This is a genomic window from Christiangramia echinicola DSM 19838, from assembly GCF_000423065.1.
GTDB classification, from domain to species: domain Bacteria; phylum Bacteroidota; class Bacteroidia; order Flavobacteriales; family Flavobacteriaceae; genus Christiangramia; species Christiangramia echinicola.
This window is the reverse complement of record NZ_KE383973.1, coordinates 168092-181161: the sequence shown is the minus strand read 5'-3', so window position 1 is coordinate 181161 and position 13070 is coordinate 168092. Positions and strand designations below refer to the sequence as shown.

At 31.3% G+C, this 13070-nt stretch carries 13 protein-coding genes; 1 reads left to right on the top strand and 12 read right to left on the bottom strand.

What is annotated here, in order from left to right:
- Positions 1-118 precede the first annotated feature (118 nt).
- Positions 119-1225: a non-hydrolyzing UDP-N-acetylglucosamine 2-epimerase gene (gene wecB, locus G530_RS0116105; protein ID WP_026935502.1), complete on the top strand. Its 1107-nt coding sequence runs from the start codon at positions 119-121 to the stop codon at positions 1223-1225.
- On the opposite strand, the gene G530_RS0116100 is transcribed toward wecB, so the two are convergent.
- From G530_RS0116100 to G530_RS17150, 12 genes are all read right to left on the bottom strand, one after another.
- Positions 1181-2053 carry a glycosyltransferase family 2 protein gene (locus G530_RS0116100; RefSeq protein ID WP_026935501.1) on the bottom strand — a complete coding sequence of 291 codons (873 nt, stop codon included), beginning with the start codon at positions 2051-2053 and terminating at the stop codon, positions 1181-1183. The genes wecB and G530_RS0116100 overlap by 45 nt on opposite strands.
- Complete coding sequence (locus tag G530_RS0116095; RefSeq protein ID WP_026935500.1) at positions 2031-2804, bottom strand: class I SAM-dependent methyltransferase; 774 nt, start codon at positions 2802-2804, stop codon at positions 2031-2033. The genes G530_RS0116100 and G530_RS0116095 overlap by 23 nt, the downstream gene beginning before the upstream one ends.
- A 66-nt stretch (positions 2805-2870) precedes the next feature.
- On the bottom strand, positions 2871-3692 hold the full coding sequence (locus G530_RS0116090; RefSeq protein WP_156888647.1) for a hypothetical protein: 822 nt from the start codon (positions 3690-3692) through the stop codon (positions 2871-2873).
- An 11-nt stretch (positions 3693-3703) separates the two neighbouring features.
- Positions 3704-4669: a glycosyltransferase family 2 protein gene (locus G530_RS17570; protein ID WP_205619204.1), complete on the bottom strand. Its 966-nt coding sequence runs from the start codon at positions 4667-4669 to the stop codon at positions 3704-3706.
- Between the two features lie 149 nt (positions 4670-4818).
- Positions 4819-5922 carry a glycosyltransferase gene (locus G530_RS0116080; protein WP_051199827.1) on the bottom strand — a complete coding sequence of 368 codons (1104 nt, stop codon included), beginning with the start codon at positions 5920-5922 and terminating at the stop codon, positions 4819-4821.
- A gap of 4 nt (positions 5923-5926) precedes the next feature.
- Positions 5927-6868, bottom strand: a complete 942-nt coding sequence (locus G530_RS17165) for a glycosyltransferase (protein WP_051199826.1) — start codon at positions 6866-6868, stop codon at positions 5927-5929.
- A 55-nt stretch (positions 6869-6923) separates the two neighbouring features.
- Entirely contained in the window at positions 6924-7766 is an 843-nt protein-coding gene (locus tag G530_RS17160; RefSeq protein ID WP_051199825.1) for a glycosyltransferase family protein, read from the bottom strand.
- An 18-nt stretch (positions 7767-7784) separates the two neighbouring features.
- Positions 7785-8546: a glycosyltransferase family 2 protein gene (locus G530_RS0116065; protein WP_026935497.1), complete on the bottom strand. Its 762-nt coding sequence runs from the start codon at positions 8544-8546 to the stop codon at positions 7785-7787.
- 23 nt (positions 8547-8569) lie between these two features.
- Positions 8570-9454 carry a glycosyltransferase family 2 protein gene (locus G530_RS17410; protein WP_051199824.1) on the bottom strand — a complete coding sequence of 295 codons (885 nt, stop codon included), beginning with the start codon at positions 9452-9454 and terminating at the stop codon, positions 8570-8572.
- 5 nt (positions 9455-9459) lie between these two features.
- Positions 9460-10716 (bottom strand): UDP-N-acetylglucosamine 2-epimerase, encoded by a 1257-nt coding sequence (locus G530_RS0116055; protein WP_169514045.1) that lies wholly within the window; start codon positions 10714-10716, stop codon positions 9460-9462.
- Positions 10703-11803: a polysaccharide pyruvyl transferase family protein gene (locus G530_RS0116050; RefSeq protein WP_026935495.1), complete on the bottom strand. Its 1101-nt coding sequence runs from the start codon at positions 11801-11803 to the stop codon at positions 10703-10705. The genes G530_RS0116055 and G530_RS0116050 overlap by 14 nt, the downstream gene beginning before the upstream one ends.
- A complete protein-coding gene (locus G530_RS17150) occupies positions 11803-13065 on the bottom strand; it encodes an ABC transporter ATP-binding protein (RefSeq protein WP_035716644.1) in 1263 nt (420 codons plus the stop codon). The genes G530_RS0116050 and G530_RS17150 overlap by 1 nt, the downstream gene beginning before the upstream one ends.
- Positions 13066-13070: the final 5 nt, after the last annotated feature.

Sequence of the window (13070 nt, the reverse complement as noted above, 5' to 3'; positions counted from 1 at the left end):
TAATAAAGTCAATTTCCAATTAAGGAAGAGAATCAAAAATTGAGCCCGACCCAGTATTTATTATATTCAATCCAAATACATTTTGCAATTTTATACCTTCGCCTAAATTTTTAACCATATGCAAATTGATATAATAGCTGGGACAAGGCCTAATTTTATTAAGATAGCTGCAATAATTTATGCAATTGAATCGTCAAAAACCGGCATCAAATATCGATTAATTCATACCGGTCAACATTATGACGAAAAATTGAGTCTCGGTATTTTTAGAGATCTCAATTTACCTGCTCCTGACCGTAATTTAAATATAGGTAGTGGCAGTCAGGCAGAACAGACTGGTGGTATTATGTTAGGCTATGAAGAAATTCTGAAAGAAAAGAAACCAAATATTTGCCTTGTGGTGGGAGATGTTACAACAAGTATGGCATGTGCTATCACAGCAAAAAAAATGGGAATCAAGGTAGTTCATGTAGAGGCAGGTCTTCGTTCTAAAGATTGGAGTATGCCTGAGGAAATTAATCGCATTATCATTGATAGTATTGCAGACTATTTTTTCACTACTACTATAGAGGCAAGCCAAGAATTATATAGAAATGGAAAATCTAAAGATCAGGTTTTTTTTGTAGGTAACACGATGATAGATACGCTCTTAAGATTTAAGCCAAAATTCCAGGCTCCCGAGATATGGAATAAGCTAGACCTCCAGAAAAAAAATTATTTACTATTAACCCTTCATCGACCTAGCAATGTCGATAAAATCCAGAATCTAAAAAGAATTTTAAGTTCCATAATGGAAAATTCTGGTGAAGTACCGGTGATTTTCCCTGTTCATCCAAGAACAGCATCCATATTAGAAAAAATTTCTCTACCTTCTAAAAACTTATTTTTCATTAAGCCTTTAAGCTATTTAGAATTTAATTTTCTTCTTCAAAATTCCATGGCAGTTCTTACAGATTCAGGAGGCGTAACAGAAGAAGCTACCGTTCTACAGATTCCATGTATGACATTAAGAGAGAATACAGAGCGCCCGGAAACAGTTCAAATCGGAACTAATGAAATTATTGGTACCAATAAAGAGAATATAGAAAAAGCTCTTTTTAAACTTTTTGCAAACAAATGGAAAAAAGGAGCAATACCGGAATTATGGGACGGAAAAACGGGGAAAAGGATTATCGAAGTATTAATTGAAGAAAAAGCGTTTCATACTGGTCAAATAATAGATTAACCCAATTATCCTGCCTTTTGTTAGGCTATAATAGATGGATCTACTTTTGATTTGTCTTAACCTGGTTTTCTTATTCAGCCCCTCCTTCTGACTTGAACCCTGACTTATATGCACAATTTTATATGATGGAAATATCATAGAAATCATTTCTGGAAAAGTTTTATAGATTCTATATGATAACTCTACCTCTTCACTATACATAAAAAATCTCGGATTAAACCCTCCCACTTCATTTAGTACTTTTCTTCTGACCATAAAGTCAGCTCCAGAAACATAATCCACTTTATAAGGCTCTGATTCTTTTGGTATAAAACGCTGAGGCAAGTTGTCATAAAATGATCTCTTATAAAAATATCTCAAAAATGATCCTTTAACAAAATGGGGGTAACTTGGTAGTAGTCCTGAGGAGATATTATCAGAACCATCAGGTTTAATTAGTTTTGCCCCCGCAACTGCTACATGCTTATAATCATCTTTCTTTAATTCAGATAGTAAATTATCTATTGCAGGCTCTTCCAAATAGGTATCCGTATTAAGGAAAAGTATGAAATCACCCTTAGCTATTTTTAGTCCTATGTTATTAGCCCTGCCGAAACCTATATTTTTCGAATTTTGGATTGTTTTGACTTCTGGAAAGTTTTTCTCTATTTCCGAGATCGTATTATCATGAGAAGCATTATCCACAACTATAATCTCAAAATTACACTTTTTAGTATACTGATAAACCGTGGAGATAGAATTTAAGGTTAATTCCTTTGTATTGTAATTAACATATATAATGGAAAGTTCTACCATTGGAAAAAATCTAAAATGATTTGGCTTTGGCATTAAGCAATCGCTTTTTGAATTCCTCGAATGAGATCAAATTCAAACTTTCCTTTCGGTTTTTTTCAAGTATTTTATATTCGAAAAACGGATTTTTCACCCCTGTCGGTTCTCCAATTTTATTTTTTTTAGAGATTATACCGATACCCCAGTCTGTATCAATACAACAAGAATATAAATCATTTTGCTGGCGATATTTAAAAAATGCTTTCCAGGTTGTTCCATTCCAGAATCCCTTGGCAGGAGATAGTTTGTATTCTTGAATTTCATTGGTATGAAAAACTGATGGAGGATTGCAATCATGCACCAAAATGAATCCATTATCATTTAAAAAATCCAAAGCATTTCTAATATCTCGATCAACCTGGTCTGCTAAGTGCAAACCATCAATGAAAATAACATCAAATTTTATAGATCTATCTAAAATTTTTCCTTCTCGAAGCCTCTTAAAGAATTCATCACTGGTCAATTTAAAATCCACTGGATTACTTTTATTTTCGAGACCAGGGTCTACCCCATATTTATTTGATGAAGAGATTTTGTCAAAATTTTGTTCCGGAAAACGAACACCAATCTCCAAATACTTTGCATCCTTACCCATTAGTTCAAGAAGAAAATTTATGATTTGGGATCGTAATGGTGTTTTGCTCAACTCAACGTAATTAAGTTTATCCCCAAGTATATGATAAGAATCATTCTGGACACGCCTTCCAAGTCTATAGAGCTGCAAATTTTCCTTTAATTTTCTTTTCATGAATTGATCATCCATTAAAATGAAGAAATTTAACTTTTTTAGCTTAAGCTAAATAAAGCTGGTTCATCATCTTTTAAGTAATTTTTCCAATGCCATATCCATTTTTTGGTCATCTGCCATAACCAAATATCTACCCTTTTCACCTTTCGCGTATACATCTGAAATATGATGGATTATATTCTTGTCAAAATCTGATATACAAATTACTTTCTTAAATCCACCGTACAGGTATATATCTGTACAGGTTTTACAAAGAACATCATATCTATAAAATTTCTTTGTTTTTAAACCGAACCAATATCTTAATTTTCTTTTAATTCGGTATAAAAATGGAATTTTATCCTCTACTATTGTCACAAAATTAAATTTTCTTCCAGCTCTTTTAAGTTGTTCATTAGTCAGCAAAAAGGAAGCCTGATGAAGATTGGTAAACTGCGCAAAGATCTTTCCTTTATATTTTTCAACTGAATTGTATTTCCAGTCAAAACTTCCGTGGTAATCGGGATATATTATTTTATTCTTTTTATCTAATTCAAACCGAATCACGCCGGGAATTCTATTAGAGGGAAGTATTTTGGAATAATATAGAAAATTATCAAAATGGTATTCCTTAATTAAAAGATCGTTTTCAGAATAAAAGTATAAATCATAATGATCCCTGTGTTCCCAAATAGTTTCTCTACAAGTAGCGGGTAAATACCTATAGTCATCAAGATCAAAGACTTTAACCTCTTTCACTCCATTAATTTCCAATGCTTGGTTTGAATGAACTATGATATCAATATCATATTTCTCAAAGTTTTTTAAAGCATTTACCATTTGGTTGAGGAATGACAGCTGTTCAGATCCATAATTCACGATAACCGCTAATACTTTTACTCTCGACATTTTTTTATTTTTTAGCATCGAAAGGATTTCCACCTTTTTTCCAATCGATAACCTGGTACTCCAATAAGATTAAATATTAAGCCAAAAACAAAAATTTCCAGATAAGCTGAAAACTTCTCGAATTTTAAATTTTTCAAAATCTTTAACCAAATCCTAAATGAATTCTTCCAATCACCATTCCTTCTTGTCTTAAAATAGAATTTTAGTAAATATTTATAACAATGTTCTATCACCTTTTCATTTCCGGAACTTTTTCCTCGCTTATAGTTCTCAAGCATATTATGTACCTGGGATAGAACGAAATCAGCTCTATATGATCTATTCTGAGAGGTTTTTGAAGTATTGTGTTGTCTATATAAAAAAAGAGGTACAGATAAAATTTTATACCTACTTTCGGGAAGATTAAAGAACAAGCGTGAGAAGAGATTAGCTTCCTGCCCTCTTGATATTTTAGGATCAAAAAGCTTCTTACCTTCTAGAAAAGTTCTGCTAAATAGAACTGAATTAGTGACTATTTGCTGTTCCCATGTCACCATACCCCTAAATAGTGGTTTTTCCGGACTAATATCTAATGTTCCCTGTTTCTCAAGCTGGTGATTACAAATAATGCCTGAACTAATTACAAGGTCCAAACCCTGGATTTCCTCAACCTTCTTTAACAGAAAGTTTTCCAACATCACATCATCACTATCAAACCATTGTATATAACCACCTTTGCTTATTTTAAACCCAAAATTCCTGCAGGAATTTGCTCCTTTTATTCGATTTTTCGGTCGAGGGATGTATTTTATTCGATTGTCTTTTTCACAATAAAACTCTAGTAATTCGCAGGTACAATCAATAGACCCATCATCTACGACGATACACTCCCAATTTTGGTATTTTTGGGCCAGTACACTATCCAGGGTTTGGCCCAAAAGATTGGCTCTATTAAAAGTTGGAATAATTATAGAAACTAATGGTAATAATTTTTTCACCTTATTTGATAGGTAAGAGCATCGCTTCAATTTCATTTTCCAAAATTCACCTCTTCAGGCTAATATATCATTATGAAATTTGCTGAGCCATTATAATTGTTAGAATAAGCGCAAGTTATTAAAATTGACTTTGTTTCTCAAAAATTGAATCAATTGACACATTCTTGAATTAAATTTTGCAATATTTCTATATGTCTATTCAACGTAAAATTCTTCTTAATATTTATTCTTCCCTCCTTGCCCATCATTTTTGCTAAAGTCCTACTTTCCAGCAGTTTTCTCATAGAATTAGCCATTTCATTTACATTTAACTCTTCAACTAGAAAACCGTTTACACCATTTGTTATTACATCTGGAATTCCTGCATGATATGTTGATATAATTGGTATACCGGCAGCACTCGCCTCTAGAATAGCAACGGGTGTTCCTTCAGAATCACCATTGTCTGCCGTAATGGAATGTTGAACAAAAGCAATGGATTTTTCCAAATATTCAATAAAGCTTTCACGACTAATTACACCTAAAAACTCTACTCTTTCCTGAAGATTATAATACTTTACCAATTGTTTACAAGTGTTTAGAAGATAGCCGTCTCCCGCCATCAATAACCTTGCTTCAGGGAATTCCTTATATATTTGTTCAAAAGCTAGAATAGTAAGATAGGGTGCCTTTTTATCTACAAACCTCCCCATGGCAAAGAATTGAGGATTATTGAAATGGGGATCAACAGATAAAAACCTATCATTTGGCCCATATACGTTATAAATTAATTTACTTTCTGGACAGCCTAGCCGCAATAGATCATCATACATTTTTTTAGATACAACAATAATATAGCGTGCGTATTCAAATACCATTCTGTAATTGTCATTCTTTTTTAGAATATCTTTCCTAGAGGCATCATAACCATGGAAATGGACAATTAATGGCAACTTCAAATCCTTAATTACAGGTAGATATGTTTTTGCAGTAGTACCATATTCTGCCAATACAATTTCAACCTTGTTTTTTACAAAAGACTGCTTTAAGAATTGTTGATAATACCATGTATAAGTTTTGTTCAAAAAAAATCTTTTGAATTTAAAAATGTGTTTTCTATTTGCTTTATCCAGGCTTCCGAAACCTTCTAAAAAAAGACTGCTAGGCCTACCAGAATACGAAAAAATCTTTCCTTTTAAATGACTTTTATGTGCCTGTATGAAGGTTTCTGAATAAGTGTTTTGAGAGGGAGAAATTATGGCAATATTTGGCACGGCATTATATATTTAGTTTATAAATAAGAAATTCCTTTAGTAAGCGAAAATAATCATACTTACCTGAACCAATTTTAAAAATTCTTCCCATTATTAAATCGTATTTTGTTTGGAGTTGAAACCACTTGCGAAGTAATCTTTCATTTTCTTCTTTTTGAGCCACCTTATTGGTTTGCAAATATCTCCTTATAACAGACTCCTCTATAAGGCGATTGATTTTTTTATCCTTGGTGTCGTGAATTCTGGAACTGTAATCATGACCTCTAAAATAATTTAGTGGTTTAGATAAAAAACCAACATTAGTTTTATTGCATAGTCTAATCCAAAATAGCCAATCTCCACACATTCTCATATTCAATAAATTAAGAGCAAAAGTACTTTTATCTACTAACGATTTTTTGAATAATACAGCACTGGCATTAGGTATAACATTTTTTACTTTTAAATACTTATCTATAAAATCTTTTCCGGATAATTTAAAAGTTTTACTCCAAATATTAGGGTCAAAATCAGCGGTATAATCCAATCTACTTTTAATTATTTCTCCATATTCATTTACGTCATAGGATTGTGAGTAAATTACGCCATTTTCGTGTTTAAGATTATAACTCCTAGTTAAACTTATTAGTTCTTCCAAGAAGTTATAATCACAATAATCATCGCTTTCCGCTATCCAGATAAACTCTCCGATGGCCAAATCAATACCTTTCTTCCATTGATGAAATGGTGAGCCGGAATTAAGTGCATTAATAACGAGATGTGAAACCTTTGGATGGTTATTGTAGTTTTTTAGGATTTTTACACTTTCATCACTGGAAGCATCATCCATCAGAATTACTTCAAAATTCTGATAGGTTTGATTAAATATACTATCTAATCGTTTTGGTAAAAATTTTTGGTGATTATAATTAGGTACAATTACACTTACCTGTGGAGCATGCATCATATAATTTGTATGGGATTTTATGTACTAAATTTAATTGCCTAAACGTATTGCTGAGTTAAGTTAAATATTTAGAATCTATTAATTCACCTTCTGCATCTATCCTCCAGGAACTTGAACTATTTACACTTTCCATATAGAAAGTCTGTTCCTCTGTTAGATTCGAAGGATCTATATCCCAACCACCATGCCTCGCACTATACGGCGGTTTAAGCCTTATAGCTTTGTAAAATCTATTTTTTATTTCAAAAAAAAAATTTGGCCTATAAAGTGCAAAAGTGGTATCAATATCCGCTATAAAGTTTCCATTTTCATCTTTTGTCTTCCAGAATTTAGATTCCCATTTTAAAATTTTGTCTCTGTGCGGGTTATAAAAAGGGATGTCATTTAAATTTAAACTAAAACCAACTTTGGTGTACTCGGGATTAGAATCAAGAACCAATTTAAATTGATGCATAAAATCCTTTGGACAATCCGAATTCGGCAAAATATCTGCATCTGTTACTGCATAATAACCTCTCCCGTATAATTTATAAAACCTAGTGATTTTCCAAAAGACCTTATGCCCATAATTATATTTTAAACGATGAACAATTAAATCCTTTTCAAGTTCTCTCAAGTATTTAATTAAAGGTGGATATTTGGAATTATTATCAATAATAATAATATTTTTATATCCCGAAGCCTGTAAGAATTGTATTAATTTCTTTATATATTCTAATTGATTAAAACTAATAATTATTATAGGATAGGTCTTAGGATCATTCTTTTGGTAACGTTTAAATTTTGATGAAAAAGTTAAAATCAACCATAATTTAAAATACTTCAATTTTAAAATACCTTTATGAATGACTCTATTTAGTCCTAATCTTTCTAAAATAATATAAACCAATTTTTTCATAAAAAATTATGTAGATCTCTATATAGTCCTGGAAAAAATTTTCAGAATTTTCTTGCTGTTAATTACTAAATGATCCAACAGAGTTTTCTTTTTTGCATTATTAAAATGGGCAAAAAACTCTTCCCTTAAAACCATTTTTCTTTCCTTTTCGAGTAGCTTTAAATTTGTAGAGCTTATACCATCCATATAAAATTTAGATAGTACCGTATTAACCTTTTTATAGCTGCAATTATACTTCACCACTGCATAAAAATAGAATTTCCAATCAGCGACTATTTTCAAATTTTCATCATAATAGCCTACGCTACTAAATAAGTCCCGTTTAATAAAACTCGTAGGATGACCGATGGCTCCATTTCGAAAAGTAGAAAAATTCAGAATTGGGGGATATTTATGAACTTTTGTTTCATTATTAAAAACCAGTAATATGTCGAAATATATAATATCAAAAGATTGAAAATGTTCTAAATTTTCTTCTAGGACTGTAGAGTTAAATAATTCATCTCCCGAATTAAGAAATAAAAAATAACTTCCATTCGCCATTTTAATTCCCTTGTTCATAGCATTATAAATACCACTGTCCGGTTCACTTAACCACTCACTTATTCTGTTATCATATGTTTCAATAAGTTCCCTACTACCGTCAGATGAGCCACCATCTATAACGATATATTCAAATTCTTGCCAGGTTTGACTAAGTACACTTCTTAGAGTTCGATCTAAACCCCTAACATCATTAAGGTTTACGGTAATTATAGAAATTAATGGATTTTTAGACATCCCAAAAAATTAATATGATAAAACTATAACATACTTCTAATGATGTTTATTTCTCTTACAGAATAGGGTTCATATTCTTTTTTGCGAATAATTTTTAAAAAGTGAGTTTTAGAAAGTTCGCTTTTGGAATACAATTGGTATAAACGAAAAAGTATTTTTTCAAAAAATGAAAATGTAAAATCTTCCTTCATCATTAATTTATACAATTTGGCGTAGAAAGGACTATATAATAAATAAATTTCCAATAGTTCTTGCTGTCTTTCCTTACCTCCGACTCCAGTTTTGTGATTATCATGAATACGATAAAGGGAAATAGGTTTATTGAACGAATAAAATGGAATTCCATTCTTTTTAGCTCTAAGGAACCATTCCCAATCAAAGCCATAGTGAAAATTTTCATTTAAATCCTTATTTTCATTCCACACCTTTTTACTCCAAAAAGACGAAGGTTGAATAATGGTATCTGCTAGCTCTAATGGGATATTCTTTTCCTTAGCAATAACATTGCTACCATGAGCTACAATTCCATGAGGCATTAATTCTTTAAACTGAATGCAATTTCCAAAAAATATTCCATCCCCTTTTTTTAAGTATTGCTGGGCAATGAAGTGCAGGATGTTAGGTAATAAAATATCGTCACTATTCAACCACATTAATATTTCTCCTGTACATTGGGAAAAACCTTTATTAATTGCATGAGATTGACCCTTATCCTTTTTAGACTCCCAATATGTGATTTTATCCTGATACTTTTTAATAACGTTCACAGATTCATCCTCACTTCCACCATCGAAAATCATATATTCTAAATTAGGATAAGATTGCCCCAAAACAGAGTTTATAGTATCCTCCAAATATTCACCCTGATTGTATGAAGGTGTTATTATCGAAATTTTTGGATCATTCATAATAATCAATTAAAACAACTAATTTGCTCTATAATCCCGACAACTCTCTCTGTTGACTTTCCATCTAATTTAAACCCAACTTTTTCAATTATTTCAGTATTCAACGTAAACTCATCTGAAATATTAATCATTTTTTCAATCTCTGATTTTAAATCAGCATTTACTCCAACAACTCGTTTATAATGAGCGTACCGTTCAAGGATTGAATATTCCTTACTTGGTCCATCATTATATAAATCAAAAGCAATTACTTTTTTACTAATTATAAGTGCTTCTTCTATAACCGTCGATGATCTACTTAATAATAGATGACAATCCTTAATTAATTTATATGTATTAAATTTATAATCGTTGGCTTCGAAAATCTTTACAGAATCGCTTTTAATTCCAAGTTTATTTCTCTCTATCTTATAAATATTTTGAATTGCATCATCATAAGGATGCATTTTGATAATTAAATTATATTTTTCGAAATCTATACTACTGTAGATTTTTTGAATATAATCAGAATATGATTTTTTTTCATCCTGCCTATATCCGTATTCCGTATGTAAGCAGGTTGCTAAAAGGATATTTTTTTTGTTGTTGGGTTCAAATAAATTGGAATCACTTTTTTTCGAAAAAAATTCATCATGAAGTGGGTTCCCTGAAATAAAAATTTTGGATTGTTCTCTTCCAATACTAACTAATTTGTTTTTCATGTAGCTGCCGTAAACAATTAAATATTCCGACAAGGAAGTACTTTGGCCAATAGCATTATCGTTCTGAATACCACCATGTTGAATACATATTGTTTTTCCCTTTTTCTCCCTTATATGACGAATCAAAGAAATTCCTTTTGAATGCTCTCTTTGATAAAATTCGAAATCAAGACAAACTAAGTTAATATGGTTTCGTCTATCAAACGAAAATAGAATGGGAAGACAGTGAAAAATAATATTTATATTACTGGAATTTCTAAACGCATTTTCATCGGTCTTTTCAAATCGAGCGTCTGCTAAATAAATTATATTTAATTCAAAATTAGGGTTATTCAATAAAAATTTTGATAATGGTAGAAATACTCTTACTTCGGTCTTAGAAGTAATTAATAAGTTTAAAATAATCTTAGAGGGGCTAAAAAATTTTGAGATATTCCTAATGATAAAATCTAAAAATTCTTTTATCCCGAATTCAGAATTAATAGATAATATGCTACTATTACGAAATACATATTTCTTAATTTTCGCAATCAGATATTTTTCGACTTTAAATTTCTTCATCAACTGAAATAAGAAACTTTTTAAAAAATTTGAAATGATCATTGAAACGAGTAAAATCAACCTCTTCCCCTTCGCTTTTAATAGTTGATATTTTGCGAATATTTTCAATAAATAATTCTTCCCTTCCAATCATTTTTAAAAATCCCTCTATTTTATGGGTATTGGATGGCAGAAAAAAAGTTGGAACTTTACTCATTAAGCCAAAAATACCAATGTGGTAGCGGCCAGTAATCACAATATCGAATTCTTCTAGGAAACTTCCAATATTAGTAGAATTTAGCTGGTCATCAACAGAATAACATTTTATACCCTTGTTCAATAAAAATTTCTCAATAATATTTTCTTTCTGTTCAATTTTCAAGAATACAGGTACATAGCCCAACTTTTTAATCTCATTAATATCCTGAGAAATCTTTTCTAAAGATCTACCATTTTTTTGTTGAGGATAAGCTCCTAATACACCTGGGGTATAAAGACAATAATTGACATGTTTTGAGAAGGAATGAGTTCCTCTATACACCTCGAAAATATTAGCATTTAAAGCAAAATCAGGAATAATATTAATATTATCTAACTTTGCAGAGAGAATATCATAAGATATTGATTCCCTTAAAGAAAGAAAATGAACTCTTTTAGATAAAATATTCAGAAATTTTTCATCCATTTCTTGGTAACTACCATTTACCATAGCAATCTTTTTTTCACAAAGGCTTGCTAAATTACAAAATGCCAAAAGAGTCAAACCACCAATACTATTATGGTGGATTGTTCCTTCCATGTTAATAATTATTAAGTCAAACTTTTGGAGAAAAGGCGAATATTTATTTCGAAAAGTACCTAACACAACTCTTTCCCATAGAGTATACTGAAATTCATTTTTTATTCTATATCTAGGTCTCAAGAATGAAAACTTTTTTTTTCTAAAAAGATCTTTTCTCAGAAAAAATTCATAACCTTCGCCTAAAGGTAAGGTCTCAATATTTGATTCAGTTAATGTGTCTGATACAAAATCAATTAATGAATTAACAGTTGCATGACATCCTGGGTTATTTTCTATTCTAGTATCGTTAATTATAAGAACTCTCATTATTCAATAAGTGACCATTTACAGTCAACAAATACACAACCGTAATTATTATTCCTATAAATATGAAATTCTGATCCGGTTTCTTCCACAGTAAAGCTAGAAATTGAATCTTTTTTACTAATAATCTCTTTATTGGGGATATGAAAACCAAGGCTAATGGTATAATGATTAGGTACTAAAAGCTTTTTTGGAAATTTAAGTTCTACTGTATTTTCTCCTATTTTTGTAGGCAATGATTTTAATTCAATTTGAGTAGTAAATACAGTTATGGAATTTTTATTAGTAATACGAATGCCTATAATTGGATTTTGTGAAAGGTATTTGGAATCAACTCTAAAAATAAGATTTACCTTAATTTGATCATCTACTTTAAAGACATTCTTAATTTGATTTTTTGAACCAACTGTTTTTAACTCTAAAATATCAGTGAATTTGGGGCTATTATTCTTGTATAAGCTTTCCGAATAATTTATTTGGTTATCTAAATAATGGTCTATCGCCGTTTCAGGTTTTCCTCGATAAGTCACTACTCCGTTTTCTAAAATTATTGTATCCGTACAAAGACTTTTAACACTAGCCATATTATGACTAACAAATAGGACGGTACTTCCTTCACCTCTAGATAAGTCCTGCATTTTACCAATGGCTTTTTTCTGAAACTCGGCATCACCTACAGCCAAAACCTCATCTACCACAAGGATCTCAGGCTCCAGGTGGGCAGCAACGGCAAAACCTAGTCTTACGGTCATTCCGCTGCTGTAGCGTTTTACTGGCGTATCTATATATTTTTCACAACCAGAAAAGGCAATGATCTCATCCAGCTTCGATTTAATTTCGGTTTTGGTCATTCCCAATACCGCGCCGTTCATAAAAATGTTCTCCCTTCCTGTAAGTTCTCCGTGAAATCCGGTACCTACTTCCAGCAATGAGGCAATACGCCCCTTTGTTTTGATACTGCCTGTAGTGGGCGAGGTTACTCTTGATAGTAATTTCAATAAGGTAGATTTTCCAGCGCCATTCTTGCCAATGATCCCAAGCACTTCTCCCTGCTCAACCTCAAAATTAATATCTCTCAGCGCCCAGACATAATCGCTATCAGCTTTGATTCTGCGATCATTTTCAGATCCAATTTTTAAAAACGGGTCTTCTTTTCCTCTTACAGCATACCACCAGCGTTTTAAATCATCACCCAGCGTGCCAGAACCTACGGTGCCCAGACGATATTGCTTAGATATGTTTTCGGCTTTAAGGATTGTGCCCATAAATT